General features: G+C 71.7%; 20 protein-coding genes. 9 read left to right on the top strand and 11 right to left on the bottom strand.

Translation table 11 applies throughout. From position 1 onward, the window contains the following. Window positions 1-42: 42 nt before the first annotated feature. The 6 genes from ACQPZZ_RS34855 to ACQPZZ_RS34830 all read right to left on the bottom strand — a co-directional run bounded on the left by ACQPZZ_RS34855 (window position 43) and on the right by ACQPZZ_RS34830 (window position 8,149). Window positions 43-1,908 (bottom strand): sigma factor-like helix-turn-helix DNA-binding protein, encoded by a 1,866-nt coding sequence (locus ACQPZZ_RS34855; protein ID WP_432926118.1) that lies wholly within the window; start codon window positions 1,906-1,908, stop codon window positions 43-45. A gap of 55 nt (window positions 1,909-1,963) precedes the next feature. After that, a complete protein-coding gene (locus tag ACQPZZ_RS34850; protein ID WP_363646983.1) occupies window positions 1,964-4,024 on the bottom strand; it encodes a UvrD-helicase domain-containing protein in 2,061 nt (686 codons plus the stop codon). A gap of 3 nt (window positions 4,025-4,027) precedes the next feature. After that, the gene (locus ACQPZZ_RS34845; RefSeq protein ID WP_432926116.1) at window positions 4,028-5,761 is read right to left on the bottom strand and encodes a hypothetical protein; all 1,734 of its coding nucleotides are present in this window, start codon (window positions 5,759-5,761) and stop codon (window positions 4,028-4,030) included. Window positions 5,762-5,824: 63 nt separating this feature from the next. Beyond that, a complete protein-coding gene (locus ACQPZZ_RS34840; protein WP_363646981.1) occupies window positions 5,825-6,601 on the bottom strand; it encodes a class I SAM-dependent methyltransferase in 777 nt (258 codons plus the stop codon). 125 nt (window positions 6,602-6,726) lie between these two features. Further along, window positions 6,727-7,818 carry an ABC transporter substrate-binding protein gene (locus tag ACQPZZ_RS34835; RefSeq protein WP_432926114.1) on the bottom strand — a complete coding sequence of 364 codons (1,092 nt, stop codon included), beginning with the start codon at window positions 7,816-7,818 and terminating at the stop codon, window positions 6,727-6,729. A 97-nt stretch (window positions 7,819-7,915) separates the two neighbouring features. Beyond that, window positions 7,916-8,149, bottom strand: a complete 234-nt coding sequence (locus ACQPZZ_RS34830) for a hypothetical protein (RefSeq protein WP_432926112.1) — start codon at window positions 8,147-8,149, stop codon at window positions 7,916-7,918. Between the two features lie 97 nt (window positions 8,150-8,246). Between ACQPZZ_RS34830 and fdxA the strand changes: the two genes are divergently transcribed. The 5 genes from fdxA to dapE are packed head-to-tail and all read left to right on the top strand — an operon-like array spanning window position 8,247 to window position 12,255. Continuing rightward, a complete protein-coding gene (gene fdxA / locus ACQPZZ_RS34825; RefSeq protein WP_363646978.1) occupies window positions 8,247-8,573 on the top strand; it encodes a ferredoxin in 327 nt (108 codons plus the stop codon). 44 nt (window positions 8,574-8,617) lie between these two features. Then, window positions 8,618-9,697, top strand: coding sequence for a succinyldiaminopimelate transaminase (dapC, locus tag ACQPZZ_RS34820; RefSeq protein ID WP_432926110.1), 1,080 nt, complete (start codon window positions 8,618-8,620; stop codon window positions 9,695-9,697). An 11-nt stretch (window positions 9,698-9,708) separates the two neighbouring features. Further along, entirely contained in the window at window positions 9,709-10,353 is a 645-nt protein-coding gene (locus ACQPZZ_RS34815; protein WP_432926108.1) for a DUF4178 domain-containing protein, read from the top strand. Between the two features lie 21 nt (window positions 10,354-10,374). Next, window positions 10,375-11,175: a hypothetical protein gene (locus ACQPZZ_RS34810; RefSeq protein WP_363646975.1), complete on the top strand. Its 801-nt coding sequence runs from the start codon at window positions 10,375-10,377 to the stop codon at window positions 11,173-11,175. Window positions 11,176-11,199: 24 nt separating this feature from the next. Then, window positions 11,200-12,255 carry a succinyl-diaminopimelate desuccinylase gene (dapE, locus tag ACQPZZ_RS34805; RefSeq protein WP_432926105.1) on the top strand — a complete coding sequence of 352 codons (1,056 nt, stop codon included), beginning with the start codon at window positions 11,200-11,202 and terminating at the stop codon, window positions 12,253-12,255. 206 nt (window positions 12,256-12,461) lie between these two features. On the opposite strand, the gene ACQPZZ_RS34800 is transcribed toward dapE, so the two are convergent. Continuing rightward, window positions 12,462-12,626 (bottom strand): hypothetical protein, encoded by a 165-nt coding sequence (locus ACQPZZ_RS34800; RefSeq protein ID WP_432926103.1) that lies wholly within the window; start codon window positions 12,624-12,626, stop codon window positions 12,462-12,464. Further along, entirely contained in the window at window positions 12,626-12,832 is a 207-nt protein-coding gene (locus tag ACQPZZ_RS34795) for a hypothetical protein (protein WP_432926101.1), read from the bottom strand. Before ACQPZZ_RS34795 ends, ACQPZZ_RS34800 begins: the two co-directional genes overlap by 1 nt. 183 nt (window positions 12,833-13,015) lie before the next feature. Here ACQPZZ_RS34795 and ACQPZZ_RS34790 point away from each other — a divergent pair, with 183 nt between their 5' ends. Both ACQPZZ_RS34790 and ACQPZZ_RS34785 read left to right on the top strand, forming a co-directional pair. Continuing rightward, a complete protein-coding gene (locus ACQPZZ_RS34790; RefSeq protein ID WP_432926099.1) occupies window positions 13,016-13,762 on the top strand; it encodes a TIGR00730 family Rossman fold protein in 747 nt (248 codons plus the stop codon). A 9-nt stretch (window positions 13,763-13,771) separates the two neighbouring features. Then, window positions 13,772-14,350, top strand: a complete 579-nt coding sequence (locus ACQPZZ_RS34785) for a TIGR00730 family Rossman fold protein (protein ID WP_432926097.1) — start codon at window positions 13,772-13,774, stop codon at window positions 14,348-14,350. On the opposite strand, the gene ACQPZZ_RS34780 is transcribed toward ACQPZZ_RS34785, so the two are convergent. Next, entirely contained in the window at window positions 14,351-14,623 is a 273-nt protein-coding gene (locus tag ACQPZZ_RS34780) for a hypothetical protein (protein ID WP_432926095.1), read from the bottom strand. Between the two features lie 43 nt (window positions 14,624-14,666). On the opposite strand from ACQPZZ_RS34780, the gene ACQPZZ_RS34775 reads away from it, so the two are divergent. Both ACQPZZ_RS34775 and ACQPZZ_RS34770 read left to right on the top strand, forming a co-directional pair. Continuing rightward, a complete protein-coding gene (locus tag ACQPZZ_RS34775) occupies window positions 14,667-15,083 on the top strand; it encodes a hypothetical protein (RefSeq protein ID WP_432926093.1) in 417 nt (138 codons plus the stop codon). Further along, complete coding sequence (locus tag ACQPZZ_RS34770; RefSeq protein WP_432926091.1) at window positions 15,080-15,658, top strand: DNA-3-methyladenine glycosylase I; 579 nt, start codon at window positions 15,080-15,082, stop codon at window positions 15,656-15,658. Before ACQPZZ_RS34775 ends, ACQPZZ_RS34770 begins: the two co-directional genes overlap by 4 nt. Window positions 15,659-15,744: 86 nt before the next feature. On the opposite strand, the gene ACQPZZ_RS34765 is transcribed toward ACQPZZ_RS34770, so the two are convergent. Continuing rightward, a complete protein-coding gene (locus ACQPZZ_RS34765; RefSeq protein WP_432926089.1) occupies window positions 15,745-16,524 on the bottom strand; it encodes an enoyl-CoA hydratase-related protein in 780 nt (259 codons plus the stop codon). Window position 16,525: 1 nt separating this feature from the next. Then, entirely contained in the window at window positions 16,526-17,353 is an 828-nt protein-coding gene (locus tag ACQPZZ_RS34760) for a PaaX family transcriptional regulator (protein ID WP_363646966.1), read from the bottom strand. Window positions 17,354-17,412 lie beyond the last annotated feature (59 nt).

Here is a 17,412-nt window from a genome sequence, read left to right as displayed (position 1 = left end):
CGGCCGGCTCCGCTACCGGCTCCGGCCCGCGGCCAACGGCCCTCAGGTCAGGAAACGCAGGATGTCGCGGTCGCCGCGTTCGCGTAGGCGCTCGAGGACCTCCTCGCGCGTGGTTCCCTCCGGCAGGCCGATGCGGGCGCCGATGAACCGCAGGCCCTCGGCCTCGGACGCCACCGGAGCGGTGTACCCGATCAGGTGCAGCGCATGGTTGATCGCGGGCAGCCCGGCCCCCGCGACGGGCAGGAAGCGGGTGAGCAGCTCGCCGCCGTCGGAGACCGTGAGGAAGACGTGGTCGCCCTCGGACGCGTTGTACTCGGCGAGCACGTGCCTGATCGAGCCGATGGTCGGCTGGTTGTGCCAGCTGATCACCACCTCGCCCGACGTGGTGGACGCGGTGAGCTGGCCGCCGGGCGCCATGCCGAGGTGAGCGGCGAAGCCGGTCGGCAGCGGGGAGCCCGAGCCGCGCAGGTGCTCGGCGTTCACGTCCACCCGGTGCCACCAGCGGCCGTCCCTGCTGCGGAAGCAGCGGCGGGTCATCGAGACGTCGCGGCGCGGCTGGTACTGCTCGGCCTGGTCCTGGGCGGCCACCCTGATGTAGCCGCGCTGGGTCCGCTCGAATCCGGGCCCTCCGGCGTACGCCCTGATGGAGCTCTCGCTCACGTCGTAGCGGGAGGTCAGGTTGTCCACCACCGTGCTCACGGACGCCTCGCCGCCCGCGCGCTCGATCTCCCTGATGATCATCTCTCGGATGCCGAGGTACTCGTCTCCGCCCCAGCGCCGCAGGCCGTACTTGCTGCGGTCGAGCCGGATGAACCGTTCGTCGGAGGCGAGCTGGTTGCGGATGCCGACGATGCTGTAGTCCTCGCCGATGCGACCCTGGATGTCCTCGGGGGTGAGCGGAGTGTGGACGACCGCCAGCACGGCCTCCGCCTTGTCGCCCATGCTGCGCGGCCAGGGGCTGACGTGGCCGTCCATGACCCGCAGGTGCGGCACCGACGCCAGCCAGCGCTCGGCGACGTCCTCCCGGATGCCGAGCTGGGCGACGAGGGAGACCGCCTCGTCGAGCGGCCGGGGGCCGTCGGCGAACAGCTGTCGTGTCTTCTCCCTGAGCTCGTCGGCGCCGCCCGCGATCAGCCAGCCGTCCACCTGCTCGTACCCGGTCAGCAGCGTGCGGACGAACCGCCAGGCGGGGATCGCGAGCGTGATCAGCTCGGTGCGGTGCCACGGCACGGCCGCGGCGAGGTCGTCGGCGGGCACGGCCGAGCCCAGGCGGGTACGCAGCCAGGACAGATGGGCGTTCAGAGGCGCGGCGGCCGGGCCGTTGAGCCAGTCCGTCACGTGATCGCGCAGGTCGCGCTCGATCTGGCGGATGCGCTCGCGGGTCACCGAGAAGCGCTGGGCCAGCTCGTCCAGGGTGGCCCGCTGGGCCTGGCCGGGGTGCTGGGAGGCGTCGAAGTAGAGCCGGTCTCGCGCGATGGCCCGCTGACGGTCGTCCAGCCGCGCGAAGATCTCGTCGATGATCTCGGGCATCGGCCGCTCGGGGAGGGCCGGCGGGACCGGCGCCCCGGCCGGCTCCCGCGCGGGCTCGGTGGCCAGCAGCTTGTCGATCACGTCGATGTACAGCTCGTGGACGCTCTCCCGCGGGCCCGGCGTCTGGAGGCTCTCCTCGGGGTGGGTGAACCTCAGCAGCGGCAGGATGTCGCCGAGGACCAGGTGCGCCCAGCAGGCGATGGTGAGGTCGGCGAGCCGGGAGGCGACCTGACCGGTCCCCACCGCCGCGCAGGCCCGGTCGAGCGGAAGCGCCTGCCACCACGCGTCGGGAAGACCGGGGTCGCTCGCGATCGGCTCTACCTGGCTGGGCGCGGTCCAGCGCAGGGGAGGCACGATGTCGCTAAGGCTGAGGTTCATGCAGGTCCAACCGGCAAGGGGAATATATCCGCAGTTCAGACTAGGGGATGAGGCGTCAGGCCGGGATGAAGGGACTGGCTCGGCCGGAATAGGACACATAGAGCAACTCCCCCGCCCGCGTACATGCCACGTAGAGCAGCCCCCGTTCGCGTTGCAGATCGTGCGCCCGGGCCGTCGGGTCCTCGTCGGCCGGGGTCAGCGCGTCGGGCGCCGGCACGATTCCGTCAGCCACGCCTATCACGGCCACCCGACGGAATTCCAGCCCTTTCATGCCATGGAGGGACGTTACTTTGACCATGATGCCCGCTTCGCGTAGTGCGGTGCGGGCGGTGCGCACGAGGTTCGCGGTGCGTGCGGCCACCGCGATCTGGGCGGTCGGCACCCCCTCCTCCAGCCATTCGGCCACAGTGGAGACGAGCCCAGCGATCTCCGCCTCCGCGTTCACGTATCCGCGCACCATCGGACGCGCGCCGTGGTCGAGCGCGCGATAGCCGTACATCTCGGCGTTGCCCGCGACCAGGCCGTCTGCGGGGCCGCCGCCGCGCAGGCGCACCCCCCACGACAGGGTCTCGGCGGACAGCCGGTGGGAGATCCTCAGGTGGAACGTGCGGGCGGGAACGCCGACGTCCGCGAGCGCGACCCGCGTGTCGAACATGCGCTGGTGCGGGTCCCCGACGATGAACAGGTCGTTCGGGGCGGTGGGCACCGCCGCCCGCAACAGCCGCCACTGCGCCGGGTGCAGGTCCTGCGCCTCGTCGACCACGATGTGCCGGTACGGCTCCCGCCCCGGCGCCTCGTCGCCCAGCAGGTCGCCCACGGCGCGTCCGAGCAGGCCCGCCGCCTCCGAGGCGAGCTGGAGCAGGGTGCGCCGGCCGGACTCGCGCAGCCGTCGTATGACCTGCTGGACGGCCTCCCACACCATCGTCCTGGCCTCGGCGTCGAGCCGGACGCCGCGGCCAGGACGGGCGGCGGCCTGATACTCCTCCAGCGTCCGGAGGTCCTGCGCGAGGATCACCTGCTCCCACTCACGCAGCAGGAACGCGCTGCCGAAGCGTCCGACGGCCGCCTCCTGCCACAGGTCGGCCAGGTCATCGGAGGAGACGAGCGCGGGGGAGCGGCCCTCCGCCTCGGCGACGATGCGGTGGGCGATCCTGTCGACGTTGCCCACCTCGACGCGCTTGCGGACGACCTCGTCATTGATGATCTTGTCGAGTCGTGCGGACAGCTCGGTCGCGAGGCCCTGTGAGAACGTGACCAGCAGCACCGGGCCGGTGGCCGCGCGGGCCAGCAGGGCCGCCCGGTGCAGCGCGATCACCGTCTTGCCGGTCCCCGCGCCGCCGGTGATCAGCACCGGCTGCTCGTACGCCGGCCAGTTGGCGTACGTGTGCTGCGGCGGGTACAGGAACGTGCACCAGTCGGGCAGTGTCAGGATGCGTTCGAGTTCCGCGGCGCCGGCCGCGAACGCCGCCCGGTCGGGGCTGCGCCGCAGCGCCGCGAGGAGGTCCTCGGGGTCGATGTCGTCGACGCCCCGGGAGCGGCAGGCGTCCAGTTCGCGCCAGGCCGCAGCGAGCGAGTCGCCGCGGGCGAGCGCGGCGAGCGGCGCGTACTGGCTCTGCGGAAGCAGCGGCTCAAGGGCCGCGAGATGCGACTCCGACGTCATGAGCCGCAGCAGCGGCAGCAGGCGGGCGTCGACGCCGACGCTCTGCAGATCGGTGTCGCACCAGTTCTCGAACAGCGGCCGTCCGCCGGTGTCCGACGCACGGCGCAGAGCGGGCTCGACCCGCTCCAGGGCCTCGGCGTCCCATGTCTCGACGATCCCGACCGCCGTGTTGACGCCGAACCTGTGCCGCTGGGCGTACGACCACGCCTCGGCGTCCGGCAGCACGGTGAGGAGCCAGTAGACGTCCTCCTGCCGCACCACCACCCCTCGGTGGCGGTCGGCGAGCCGCAGGGTGGCGACGCGGGGGTCGCGGGAGTTGCGCACCCTCTCGGGATGCGGCGCGCCGGAGGCGTTCAGCAGGAACCGGCGTACCGCGAGGGCGACGTCCCGTCGGACGGGCCGGGTGAGCGCGCCGAGCCCGCGCAGGAACTCCGGGGAGATCGCGAGCCGGGGCATGGGCTATCCCAGCAGGGTCAGCAGGTCGCGGTCCCCGCGTTCTCGCAGCCGCGCGAGGAGCTCGGGGCGGTCGGCGGGTCCGGAGAGGCCGACGCGCGTCGCGATCACCCGCGCGGCCTGCTCCGGCGTGCCGCCCGGCGCGGTGTAGCCCACCAGGCGCAGCGCACGGCTCGTCTGGTCGCCGCCGTTCGCCGCGGGCAGGTGCCGTACGCGGAGCATGCCCTCCTCGGACAGGGTCAGGAAGATGTGGCTGCCCTCCTCGGCCGAGACCTCGCTGAGAATCCGCTTGAGGGAGCCCAGAGCCGGCCGCGCGTGCCAGGAGAGGCCGACCTCCCCGGCCGCGCTGCGTACCATGCGCTCCTCGCCCGGGGCGAGACCGACGTACGCGGCGAACCCGCTCGGCAGCGGCACCTCGCCGCCGTCGAGGTGGTCGCCGGAGACGTCCACTCTGAGCCACCACCTGCCGTCCGGCTGCCGGAAGCACCGCCGGGTCAGCGCCACGTCCTTGAGCCCGCCCCGCTGCCCGTCCTGTTGCCCGTCCTGTTGCCGGTCGGGCGGTTGCTCCGCGTCGATCTCCGGGTTGATCTCCGGGTTGATCTCCGGGTCGATGTCCGCGTTGGTCCCCGGGCTGATCTCTGGGTTGATCCCTGGGTTGATCTCCGACGCCTTCTGCGCGCGCAGCTGCGGCACGCTCTCCAGCCACTGCCTGGCCACGTCGGGACGGATGCCGAGAGAACCGATCATCTCCAGCGCCTGGGGGACGGTCGGCGGCCGCTCGGCCGAGGCGATCAGATTCCGGGTCCTGCTCCGCAGGTCCTCGATGTCGCCGGCCACGAGCCAGTCGCCGTGGAGCCGGTGGCCGGGAAGCGTGGCGAGCACGAACCGCCAGGCGGGCACCTCCAGCGAGCGCAGTTCGCGCCCGTGCCACTCGGCCGCAGTGACAAGCCGCGCCTTCGGAACCGCGGCCCCGAGCGTGTCGGTGAGCCGGGCCAGGTGCTCCGCGTACGGCGCGGCCTCCGGCAGCGCGAGCCAGCGGGTTAAGCGGTCACGCAGGGCCGCTTCGAGATCGTGGATCACGGCGGGAGGGACGGCCAGCAGCTTGGCGAGCTGCTCGGGGGCGGACGGCTCGTCGGCGAAGACCCGGTTCTGCGCCACCATCCAGGTCTGGTCGTCCAGGTCGCCGAAGGCCGCGTCGATCAGCGAGGGAAGATCCTCGTCCGGCCGTTCCTCCGGCGCCTCGTCCTGCTCGATGTCCTGCTCGATGTCCTGCTCGGGGTCCTGTTCGATGTCCCGCTCGGCGCCGGGAACGGCCTCCTCGGGGAACATCCGTAAGAACACGGCGGTGAAAAGGGCGGTCAGCACGGGACGAGCCTTGACGAACGGCTGGTCGGCCAGTTCCCGGCCGGACAGCGCGAGCAGGCCGTGCCACGACCCCGCCCGGTCGAGCGCGATGGCGACCTGGGGGTCGTCGGCCTCGTCGGGGTCCAGCACGTGCAGCGCGGGCAGCACGTCACCGACGGCCGCCGCCGGCCAGTGGCCGAGCGCGAGCTCGGTGAGCAGGTCGCCGAGCGCCTCGGCGTCCAGGACGGCGAGCACCCGGTGCAGGGGCAGCGTCCGCCACCAGGCGTCCGGCAGGCCGGGCCGGTCGGCCAGCGTCGTGATGCGGGCAGCGTCACTCCAGCGCAGCGGTGGCACGAGGTCACTCAGGCAGAAGTTCATGCTGTCCCCATCACTCACAAAGACCAGTCCATAGTCTGGCAAATCGCCCCCGCAGCGGTGGAGATTCGTGGTCCACCCGACTCAACGGCGTTCGGCGGCGAAGCGGAGGCGGACGTAGTCGGCCATCCAGCCGGTCTCGCGGCGCAGGGCGGGGGCGGCCAGTTCGTTGACCCGGCGCAGCAGCGGCTCCACGGCCGCCGGGGGCACCCGGTCGAGCAGCGACCCCGCGAACATCCTGACCCAGTCGGCCGCGCCGTTCGGGCACTCGTCGAGCGGGGTGGGCCGGTCGAAATACTCCAGCAGCCGGACCGTGAACCCGCCCTTCTCAAGGCGGAGGGCGTACTCGGCGGGGCTCGGGAAATACCACGGCAGCTCGGGCTCGGGCAGGCCGTACTCACGCCAGGCGGTGAACACGGCGGCGGTCAGGGCCGCGCAGTTGCCCGCGCCGCCCATCTCGGCGACGAACCGGCCACCGGGCCGCAGCGCCTCCCGCACGCAGTCGATCACCGCGCCGGGGTCGCGGCTCATCCAGTGCAGCGCCGCGTTCGAGAAGACCGCGTCGTACGGCTGGGCGACGGTGAAGTCATAGCCGTCGCCCACGGTGAAGTCGAGTCCGGGGTGGTGCGCGATGGCCTGTTCGATCATCGAGTGGGAGCCGTCGATGCCCAGCACGTGGGCGCCTCGCCTGGCGATGTCGGCGGTGAGCACGCCCGTGCCGCAGCCGAGGTCGAGCACGCGCTCACCGGGGCGCGGGTCGAGCAGTTCCACCAGCGGCGCGCCCTGAGCCGAGACGTAGCCGAAGGAGCTGTCGTAGGCGCGAGCGTTCCATCGAGTGGGACTGGGAGTTTCGTACCGCAAGATCGGCTCGCATTCTGACACGTGGTGCCCGGTGTCGGGATTGCCGCAATCTCATGCCGACTTGTGAGACTGCTGGGATAACGACACACTTTACGGCTTCCGTCGCCCCTGCGAGATCAGGCTGCTCAACCGACCATCTGGGCCCAGTGCGCGTTGACGTACGACTTGGCCTTGTCCTGTTCGGGGATGCTCAGGATCACCGGGTCGCCGGACGCCTCCGGCAGCCTGGCGGCGGCGTCCCCGTCCAGCGTGTCGCGCATCTCCATCGCCTCCATGCGGGCGGGCCGGGCGTAGGCCTTCAGGAAGAGGTTCTGGCCCTCGTCGGACAGCAGGAACTCCTCCCACAGCCGGGCGGCGGCCGGATGCGGCGCGTCGGCGCTGATCGCCTGCATGTAGTAGGAGGCGAGCACCTCGTTCTTCGGAACCGTCACCCGCCAGGCCGCCGGGCCGCGGCCGGAGGCGGCCCGCGCCGTGTTCATGAAGTCCCAGTCGACCACCGCGCCGGCCTGGTCGGGGCGGCCGAGCATGCCGCCCTTCTTCAGACGTGCGAACAGGTCCACGCCCCGTGCGGCGTCCGGCAGTCCCTTGCCGAGTGAGGCGGCCATCACGGCGCTGAACGCCGAGGCCACCCGGCGGGGGTCGCCGGGCAGCGCCACGATCGTCCCCGGCCTGACCAGCGCGCCGTACGACGCGGGGGCGGGGACCTTCTTCGGGTCGTAGCCGACCGACATGTATCCGCCATAGGCGGCGTACCAGCGGCCCCGCTGCTCCTTGGCCTCGTCGGGGATGTCCGCCCACCCCGTCACCCGGTACGGCGCGAAGAGCTTGGTGTTGGCGGCCGCGACCTCCATGGTGAGGTCGAAGACGTCCGGCGCCTGCTTCGTCCCCCGCAGGCGGGCCGCGGTGTCGATCTCCTGTTTGCTGCTCGCCTCCGGCACGATCGAGGTCACCTTGATGCCGTACTTGCCGGAGAAGCGCGCGATGATCTCCTTGTAACCGACCCAGCCGCCCGGCAGGCCCACGACGGTGAGTGCGCCCTCGTTCTTGGCCGCCTCGACGAGCCTGTCCATCGTGCCGAACCCGGACTCCAGGCTGTCGGCCCGCGGGTTCAACGGGGGCAGCGGCTTGTCCGGCGACGACGACTTCGAGCACGCCGAGGCCGCGGACAGGAGGATCGCCGCCGAGGCGATCGTCACGACGCAGGCACGTATGGTCACGCCGCGTATACTCCCCGCGCCGCGGCGGACGTTCGCGGCGGCGCGCTGGACGATTGCCGGAGGATTACCGAGTCGGCGTCCGCACGAGGCGAGGGGATTACCGGGCGGGCGGCGCGGGCGGCACGACTTTGGCGGCGGCCAGGGTGTCCTCGGCGATCTCGACGAGGCTTCCGTCCCGTTTGCGGACGATGAGCAGCCCGTCGTGCCAGGATTCCAACACGCCGACGGCGTCCCGGTGCCCGCCGGGCACCCTGCGCCGCGTCGTCACCCGTTTGCCCACGTCGGCGGGGGTGATGGCGATCACGAGACGGGCTCCGAGCCGAGGGGCCACGACGATTGCCCCCCTCCTGTTCCGGCTAGTCGGCAGGCACCGCAATACTAGGGCTAGCAACCCGCGGTCGAGCCGTGCAACCCAGAAGGAGCCTGAGGTGACGTACGTCATCGCGCAGCCTTGCGTGGACGTCCTGGACAAGGCGTGCATCGAGGAGTGCCCCGTCGATTGCATCTACGAGGGCGAACGCATGCTCTACATCCACCCCGACGAGTGCGTGGACTGCGGTGCGTGCGAGCCGGTGTGCCCCGTAGAGGCGATTTTCTACGAAGACGACCTTCCCGAGCAGTGGAAGGACTTCTACAAGGCCAACGTCGACTTCTTCGAGGAGCTGGGGTCGCCCGGCGGCGCATCGAAGGTCGGCAAGATCAACAAGGACCACCCGGTGATCGCGGCGCTTCCGCCACAGGGTGAGGACCACTGACCGACGCCTGACCGGCGTGGTCCGTGACGACTGGGGGATTTTCTTTGCTTGCGTTGCCGGACTTCCCATGGGATCGGCTCGTGCCCTACCAGGACCTGGCGCGGGCGCATCCCGGCGGGATCGTCGACCTGTCGGTCGGCACGCCGGTCGACCCGGTGCCCCCGGTCGCACGTGAAGCGCTCGCCGCCGCCGCGGACAGCCCCGGCTATCCCCTGACGTACGGCACCCCGCGGTTGCGTGAAGCGGCCGCGGGCTGGCTGCGGCGGCGGCACGGCGTCACGGTCGACCCCGCCGACGTGCTGCCGACCATCGGCTCCAAGGAACTGGTGGCCTGGCTGCCGACGCTGCTCGGCGTGCGTCCCGGCGAGCGCGTGGTCTTCCCCGAGCTGGCCTATCCCACGTACGACGTGGGAGCGAGGCTGGCCGGAGCGGAGCCCTACGCGACCGACGGGCTCCTCGCGCTGGGCCCGGAGCGGGTGCCGCTCGTCTGGGTGAACTCGCCGTCCAACCCCACCGGACGGGTCCTGCCCGCCGAGCACCTGCGCAAGGTCGTCGCGTGGGCGCGCGAACGGGGCGCGGTCGTGGCGTCCGACGAGTGCTACATCGAGCTGGGCTGGGAGGAGCACCCGGTCTCCGTCCTCCACCCGGACGTGTGCGAGGGCTCCCACGAGAACCTGCTCGCGGTCCACTCGCTGTCGAAGCGGTCGAACTTCGCCGGATACCGCGCCGGCTTCGTCGCCGGCGATCCCCGGCTCGTACGACGGCTGCTGGAGGTGCGCAAGCACGCCGGCATGATGATGCCCGCCCCGGTGCAGGCCGCGACGGCGGCCGTGCTCGACGATGACGCGCACGCCGACGAGCAGCGGGAGCGCTACGCCCGGCGCAGGTCGGTGCTGCGGCCCGCGCTCGAGCGGGCCGGCTGGCGGGTCGAGCACTCGGCCGCCGGGCTCTACCTGTGGGCCACGAACGGCACCGGCTGCTGGGACCAGGTGCGCGCCCTGGCAGAAAGGGGCATCCTCGTCGCGCCGGGCGAGTTCTACGGCGACGCCGGACGCGGTCATGTCCGCATCGCCGTCACCGCCACCGACGAGCGCGTCGATGCGGCGGTGAGCCGCCTCCAGTAGGATCGCGCGCCATGACGACAGCGATCGTGATCGTGCTGGGCCTTGCCACGGTCGTCGTCGTGCTGGGCGCGATCGTGCGGAGCGCCGCGGCCCGGCGCACGCGTGCGCGAGAGCCTGTCCGCACCCCGCCCGCCGCCCCGGGGCGACTGCCGCTGAGTGCCCCCGTGGCCGACGCCGACTTCTTCGACCCCCGGACGATCAGGGTCGGGGACACGGTCTACGTGGATGCGGCCCGCTATCGGGCCGTGGGCGCCCTGCACTGCACCATGCAGGGCGAGAAGTGGACGGAGTACCTGCTCGACGAGGGCGCCCGGCGCCACAACTGGCTGTCGATCGAGGAGCGGCCGGGCACGCAGGGCGAGTCCCTCCACCTGGAGGTCCTTCTGTGGACCGACGTGCCGACCCAGGGCATGGTGCCGGCCAGGCACATGCTGATCGTCGACGGCGTGGAGTTCGCTCCTATCGAGCGCGGCACGGCCGCCTTCCGTTCCGAGGGGAACACCGGGCTGCCCGAGCGCGGCCTGCTCGACTTCGCCGACTATCGGGCGGGAGACGGCCGCCTGCTGTCGTTCCAGCGTGTGCAGGGCGGCCAGTGGGAGGCGGCCTACGCCCGGCCGCTCACCCCGGGGTCCGTTCGAGTGGATCGGATGCCCTGATCACCGGGGTAGGTTCTGCTCGTGGAACGGCGCCTCACCAAACCTGTCCTGACCGTGGTCGTCATCGTCGTCCTGCTGGGCGCGGCCATCTTCTACGGCGCCTATCACCTGCTGAAGCGGACCCAGCCCTTCGCACTGGGCGAACACTGCATGATCAAGACCTCCGACGGCACGCTCGACCTCGACATCGAGCAGGCTCAGGTCGCCGCCACCATCGCCGCCGTCGCGGTGCGGCGCAAACTGCCCGAGCGCGCCCTCCAGATCGCCTACGTCACCGCGATCCAGGAGTCGAAGCTGAGCAACCTGCCCTATGGCGACCGCGACTCGGTGGGGGTCTTCCAGCAGCGGCCCTCGCAGGGCTGGGGGACGGCCCGGCAGTTGCAGGACCCCGTCTACTCGGCGCGGAAGTTCTTCGCCGCGCTGGAGAAGGTCAAGCACTACCGGACCCTGCCGCTGCACGAGGCGGCCCAGGCCGTGCAGCGCTCCGCCGACGGCTCGGCCTACGCGGAGCACGAGTACGACGCCAAGATCCTCTCGGCGGCGTTCGCCGGGCGCGTGCCCCAGGCCGTCCACTGCTGGTACCCCCCGGCAGACAAGCCCGCGCCACCGCAGACGGAGGCCGCGCGCAAGCAGCTCGTACGCGCGCTCGGCGCGGACTCCGCGCCCAAGCGCGGCTGGCTGGTCGCCGCCTGGTACGTCGTCCACGCCCAGAAGTACAGCCTGCGCCAGGTGCGCTTCGAGGGCGTCACCTGGACGGCCGCCGCCGGTCACGACGGCTGGCGCAAGGACACCAAGCCCGTCGCCACCGTGCAGATCGCGTGAGCCCGTGGGTTAGGGTCGGGTGACATGCGGCTCGACCTTGCCCAGGACGTGGGCGCGCTGACGGCGCGACTGGTGGACATCGAATCGGTGAGCGGCGCGGAGAAGGCGCTGGCCGACGCCATCGAGGAGGCGCTCCGGCCACTGCCCCATCTCACGGTGCTGCGGGACGGCGACGCCGTGGTGGCGCGCACCGACCTCGGCCGGTCCGAGCGCGTGGTGATCGCCGGGCACATCGACACGGTTCCGGTGGCGGGCAATCTGCCCAGCAGAGCCGAGGACGGCGTGCTCTACGGCTGCGGCACCTCCGACATGAAGAGCGGGGTGGCGGTGCAGCTCAAGCTCTGCCTGCTGGCGGAGCCGAACCGCGACCTGACCTTCGTCTTCTACGACTGCGAGGAGATCGAGGCCGAGCGGAGCGGCCTGCTGCGGCTCACCCGCACCCACCCCGAGTGGATCACGGGTGACTTCGCGGTCGTGATGGAGCCGACCGACGGGCTCATCGAGGGCGGCTGTCAGGGCACGCTGCGCGCCGAGATCACGGTGAAGGGCGTGCGCGCGCACAGCGCCAGGTCGTGGGAGGGCGTCAACGCCATCCACGGCGTCGCGCCGGTCCTGGAGACCCTCTCCCGGTACGAGGCGCGGCGGCCGGTGGTGGACGGCCTCCAGTTCCACGAGGGGCTCAACGCGGTGGGCGTGCGCGGCGGGGTGGCCGGAAACGTGATCCCGGACGAGTGTGTGGTGACGGTGAATTACCGTTTCGCCCCCGACCGCACGGTGGAGGAGGCGTTCGCCCACGTCCAGGAGGTCTTCGACGGCTTCGACGTGCGGCTCACGGACGGAGTCCCGGGCGCGCGCCCGGGACTGACCCACCCCGTCGCCGCGGCGTTCGCCGCCGCGATCGGCGGCACCCCCCGGGCCAAGCTCGGCTGGACCGACGTCGCGCGGTTCTCGGCCCTCGGCATGCCCGCCGTCAACTGCGGCCCGGGCAACCCGAACGTCGCCCACACGGCGGGAGAGAGCGTGAGCCTGGCCGAGATCGCCGAGAGCGAGCGCCGGATGACGGCCTGGCTCAGCGAGTGAGCCTTATCGGCCGTAGAACTGGCCATAGATACTGGCCATAGATAGAAGAAAGTGGCTTTCCTCGCCGGCCATTTGGCGGGGAAAGCCACTTTCGTCCCGAGCAGCACCCTCGTTTCTTAGACGGAGCCTCGGCGACGACCGGTTCCGTCCTTCCGAGGATCTTTTTCAAGATTCTTCCGGAGCGGCGCCTCAGGCGGGGGTGCCGGTCAGGCAGTGCGGCGGACGCTGCGGAAGTAGGCGTTGGCCATGGGGCTGAACATGAGAGTCATCGCTCCCCACACCGCCGACAGGTGCAGCACCCGGCTGAAGGTGAAGGCGAGGGTCGTGGCGTCGGCGCCGGTGAGGAACTCGACGATCGAATGCCCGTCCATCAGCCACTGAAGAAGACCCCCAAGGTCAAAGCGAGGGCGACACGTGCCCAGCCTCGCCCCTGACGCAGGCGCACCGCCATGAAGATCGCCGCGGCGAAGACCGTCAGCCGGAAACCGAGGCCGCCCGCCAGGCCGGTCAAGGAGGCCGATCCGTCGGCGAGCATGCCGGCCACCGCCAAGGCGGACTCGAACACACCGGCGCCCACGGCGGTGAACCAGAGGGACGACGCGGTCGTGACGGGAGCGGGAACGGAAGGCGACCCCAGCCGAAGGTGGGAAAGGCCCTACCACGAACCCCTGCGGCCGGTGCCGCGCGTTTGGGCCGCGGGGTGCCCGGGCAGTGCGTGCGTCTTGCACCGTTCCCCGTCCCGACCGTTAGCGTGACCGTCATGAACCACACCCGACCCGAACGCCGGCAGGGTCCGTCGCTCGTCCGCGGCGGCCTCGTCCCCGAATCCACGCACGACCAGCGCCTGCTCGACCGCCGCGGCCCCACCGGCTGGCTGCACGAGGACCCCTGGCGGGTCCTGCGCATCCAGTCGGAGTTCGTCGAGGGCTTCGGCGCCCTCGCCGACCTTCCTCCGGCGGTGACCGTCTTCGGCTCGGCCCGCACCGGCCCCGACAGCCCCGAGTACGAACTCGGGGTGAAGGTCGGCTCGGCGCTCGCCAAGGCGGGCTACGCGGTGATCACCGGCGGCGGGCCCGGGGTGATGGAGGCGGCCAACAGGGGCGCTCTCGAAGCCGGTGGCGTCTCGGTCGGCCTCGGCATCGAACTGCCGCACGAGCAGCGCCTCAACGACTACGTGGACCTCGGCATCGAGTTCCGCTACTTCTTCGTGCGCAAGACGATGTTCGTCAAGTACGCCAGCGGGTTCGTGTCCCTGCCCGGCGGCTTCGGGACGCTCGACGAGCTCTTCGAGGCGCTGACCCTGGTGCAGACGCGGAAGGTCACCTCGTTCCCGGTGATCATGATGGGTGTCGCGTTCTGGTCGCCGCTGATCGACTGGATCCGCGACACGCTGCTCGCGACGGGCAAGATCTCGCCGCAGGACGTCGAACTGGTCTCGGTAACCGACGACCCCGACGAGGCCGTACGGCTCATCGTGGAGGCCGATCGGCGCGCCGGCGCTCAGTAGGGTTGCGGTGTGTTCGTCTGCGTGTACTGCTCCTCCAGTCAGAAGATCGACCGCAAGTACCTCGACCTCGCCGCGGAGGTGGGAACGGAACTGGCCCGCCGCGGCCACGGCCTCGTCAGCGGGGGCGCCATCGTCTCCTGCATGGGCGAGGTCGCCCGGGCCACCCGCGCCGGCGGCGGCCACACGATCGGGGTGATTCCCCAGGCCCTGGTCGACATCGAGATCTCCGACACCGACTCCGACGAGCTGATCGTCACCACCGACATGCGGGAACGCAAGGGGATCATGGACGCCAGGTCCGACGCGTTCCTCGTGCTCCCCGGCGGCATCGGCACCCTGGAGGAGCTGTTCGAGATCTGGACCTCCCGGGTGCTCGGCCTGCACGAGCGGCCACTGGTCGTCCTCGACCCCTGGGGCCTGTACAGGCCGCTGCGCGACCTGGTCGACGGCATGTACGAGCAGGGCTTCACCCGGCCGAACGTGTTCGACGCGATCTCCTGGGCCACCACGGTCGAGGAGGCGCTCGACCTGCTGGAGCGGCCTGCGCCCCACCTCAGCCCCACGGGGGAGGAACTGGGCGAGTCCTGATCAGGCCAGGCCGCGGCGGGTCAGGACGGGAGGCCGGCGGCCCAGCAGGGCCTCGGTCATGTCGAGGGCCCGCCGTATGTCATGGGACGTCCTGAAGACGCTCGCGCCCGCCCAGGCGTAGGCGGCGGCGGCCGCGAGCGCCTCGGTCTCGTCGCCGGGAAGCGTCACGACGACGGTGTGCCCCGCCCGGGCCAGGGTGGACACCTCCGGCAGCGAGGCGGCCTCGACCCAGCCGGGCTCGGTCTCGTCGTCGGGGCCGATCACGCGCGTCATGCTTCCATGCTCGCATGCCGGAGAGTTGTGGCACGATTCGTATGTGCTGGTCGTACTCGTCATCGCCGGACTCGCCGTGATCGCCTGCGTGGTCATGGTCTCGCTGGGACACGGCGGCGAGATGGCGGAGTTCCCTCCCGACGTGCCACCGCTCGACCTGCCCGCGGCCGGCCAGGTGACTCCCGCCGACCTGGTCGCGCTCCGGCTTCCGATCGGTCTCGTGGGCTACAGCACCCAGGCGGTCGACGAGACCCTGCACCGGGTCTCGGTCGCGCTCGGCGAGCGCGACACGCGCATCGCGGTGCTCGAGCAGCGCGTGGCCGAGTTATCGTACGCGCGGCCGCAGGCGCGTCAGGAGACGCGACAGGTGGAAGCGGAGCAGGCCGAAGCGGAGCAGGACGGCGACGCCGACGAGAGCCGGGCCGAGCGTGACCGCGCGGAGGCGGAGGAGGCGTGGTGACGGCGCATGACGGGCTGGTCCGCTGCGGATGGGCGGGCACGACACCCGACTACGTCGCCTATCACGACGAGGAGTGGGGCCGTCCGGTCCACGGAGACGACCTCGTCTTCGAGCGGGTCACCCTGGAGGCGTTCCAGTCCGGCCTGTCGTGGCTGACGATTCTGCGCAAGCGAGACAACTTCCGTAAGGCGTTCGCGGGCTTCTCGATCCCGGCGGTGGCGGCCTTCGACGAGGGCGACGTGGAGCGCCTGCTCGCCGACACGGGCATCGTGCGCAACCGCGCCAAGATCGAGGCGGCCGTCGCCAACGCCCGCGCCGCCCTGGAGGTGCCGGGCGGGCTGTCGGCGCTGGTGTGGAAGTACGCCGAGGAACCCGGGCGGGCGCCCGGCACCCTCACCGACGTCCCGGCCCGCACCGCGGGCTCCACGGCGCTGGCCAAGGAGCTCAAGAAGCACGGCTTCCGCTTCGTCGGCCCCACGACCGCGTACGCCCTGATGCAGGCCATCGGCCTGGTCAACGACCACGTGGCCGACTGCCACGTCCGCGAGGCCGTCAGCGCCCTTCGCCGTGTCTGATTGCTTCGAAGCGCCTGTCGGCCTTCGCTGTGTCGTTTGCTTCGAAGCGCCTGTCGGCCTTCGCTGTGTTGTCTGCTTTGAAGCGCCTATCGGCCTTCGAAGGCCGGCCTCTCCTTGTTGAGGAACGCCTTGGTGGCCGCCGCGTGGTCGGCGGTGGCCGCGCACTCGTCCTGAAGCACCGCCTCCCGCTCCAGCGCCTCGGCGAGGGAGCAGGACGCCGCGTGGTCCAGCGCCGCCTTGGTCGCGGCGTACGCCCGGGTGGGCCCCTGCGCGAGCCGTACGGCGAGGTCGCGGGCGGCCGACGCCAGCCGGTCGGCTGGGACCACCTCGCCCACCAGACCGAGCTGCAGCGCCCTGGCGGCGTCCACGACGTCGCCGAGCAGCAGCATCTCCCGGGCGCGCGCGGGGCCGACGAGCCGCTGGAGCGTCCAGGACGCCCCCGAGTCCGGCGCGAGCCCGATCCCGGTGAACGCCATCGAGAACCTGGCGCTCTCCGCCGCCACCCGGAAGTCACACGCGAACGCGAGTGAGGCGCCCGCCCCCGCGGCGACCCCGTTGACGGCGGCCACGACCGGCTTGCCCATCGAGGTGACGGCCAGCACGATCGGGTTGTAGTGCTCGCGCACGGTGCCGGCCAGCCCGAGGCCCCGGTCGAGGTTGTCGGCGTGCTCGCGCAGGTCCTGCCCCGCGCAGAAGGCGCGGCCCGCGCCGGTGAGGAGCACGGCACGCACCGATGCGTCGTCCGCGGCGCGCCGGACGGCCGCGAGCAGGTCGGTCTTCATCGCGACGGTCAGCGAGTTCATCGCGTCGGGGCGGTTCAGCGTGATCGTGGCGACGGCTTCGTCGACGTCATACGTCACGGTCATCTCAGGCGGCTCCATTCAGTGTGCGGTCCACGAACGCGGCGGCGGCGGGCAGCAGCCGGGCGGCCTCCTGATCGAAGAAGGCGCGGGCCTTGTCGCCCGGCCAGCCCGGCGGCAGCAGGTCGGCGGGCAGCCCCGGGTCGCGGAACAGGAAGTTGCGCCACCCGTGCACGAGTCTGCTGCGGACGGCGAAGACCCGGTCGTCCGCGGCGTCGTCCGGCAGCGAGCCGACCAGGTCCGCCGCGCTGGCCAGCCAATCCTCGTACGCGCTGCCGATGGCGTCCAGGTCCCACGCGCGGGCGAGCAGGTCCCGCGGGTCGCCCTCGTACGCGGCGTCGAACCGGTGGCCCGGCACCCGCAGCGCGTCGAGTTCCGGCGAGGGCCGGGGTCCGATCCAGGTCGTCTCCGACAGCGGGGCGTACCCGAGGAAGGCGAGATCGGCGCGCAGCCGCTCACGGCGCGCCCGGTCCCTGACCGGTTCGAGCACCAGAACGTGCCAGCGGCCGGTCCACGGCGTGTCGCCCCCGCTGTAGACGCGGGCGACCGTCTCGTCGAGCCTGCGTTCGCACTTCGGCGTGACCGCGTATCCCGGTCCCTGCGGCAACCGTACGGGATCGAGCCAGCCCTGCCTGACCATGCGGGATATCGCGGTCCGTACGGCCGGCGCCGCGATGTCGAGCGGTGCGAGCAACCTTACGAGCGCGGCCACGGATGCACGGCCGCCACGGGTGCGAAGGTGGTCCCCATAGAGATCGAAAAGCGCGGCTCGGGCGTTCACCCCACCCAGTGTGGGGTCACGTCCGGTCCGCCCACAACGCGTGCCGCGTCGCATTGATCCACTGACCGGAGCCGGGCCGTTACCTTTTTGAGCTCGGAGGCGGGATAATAGAA

It is taken from the genome of Microbispora sp. CA-135349, assembly GCF_050947365.1.
Lineage (GTDB): Bacteria > Actinomycetota > Actinomycetes > Streptosporangiales > Streptosporangiaceae > Microbispora.
Note: the sequence above shows the minus strand (reverse complement) of the source record. Positions and strands in the feature narration are given on the sequence as shown.

What these genes read in the sequence shown, in the direction of transcription:
- dapE (WP_432926105.1), top strand. Translation starts at nt 11,200, where the DNA reads ATGCGGCTCGACCTTGCCCAGGACGTGGGCGCGCTGACGGCGCGACTG.
- ACQPZZ_RS34780 (WP_432926095.1), bottom strand. Translation starts at nt 14,623, where the DNA reads ATGACGCGCGTGATCGGCCCCGACGACGAGACCGAGCCCGGCTGGGTC.
- ACQPZZ_RS34800 (WP_432926103.1), bottom strand. Translation starts at nt 12,626, where the DNA reads ATGGACGGGCATTCGATCGTCGAGTTCCTCACCGGCGCCGACGCCACG.
- ACQPZZ_RS34855 (WP_432926118.1), bottom strand. Translation starts at nt 1,908, where the DNA reads ATGAACCTCAGCCTTAGCGACATCGTGCCTCCCCTGCGCTGGACCGCG.
- ACQPZZ_RS34850 (WP_363646983.1), bottom strand. Translation starts at nt 4,024, where the DNA reads ATGCCCCGGCTCGCGATCTCCCCGGAGTTCCTGCGCGGGCTCGGCGCG.
- ACQPZZ_RS34765 (WP_432926089.1), bottom strand. Translation starts at nt 16,524, where the DNA reads ATGACCGTGACGTATGACGTCGACGAAGCCGTCGCCACGATCACGCTG.
- ACQPZZ_RS34760 (WP_363646966.1), bottom strand. Translation starts at nt 17,353, where the DNA reads ATGCGACGCGGCACGCGTTGTGGGCGGACCGGACGTGACCCCACACTG.
- ACQPZZ_RS34790 (WP_432926099.1), top strand. Translation starts at nt 13,016, where the DNA reads ATGAACCACACCCGACCCGAACGCCGGCAGGGTCCGTCGCTCGTCCGC.
- ACQPZZ_RS34815 (WP_432926108.1), top strand. Translation starts at nt 9,709, where the DNA reads ATGACGACAGCGATCGTGATCGTGCTGGGCCTTGCCACGGTCGTCGTC.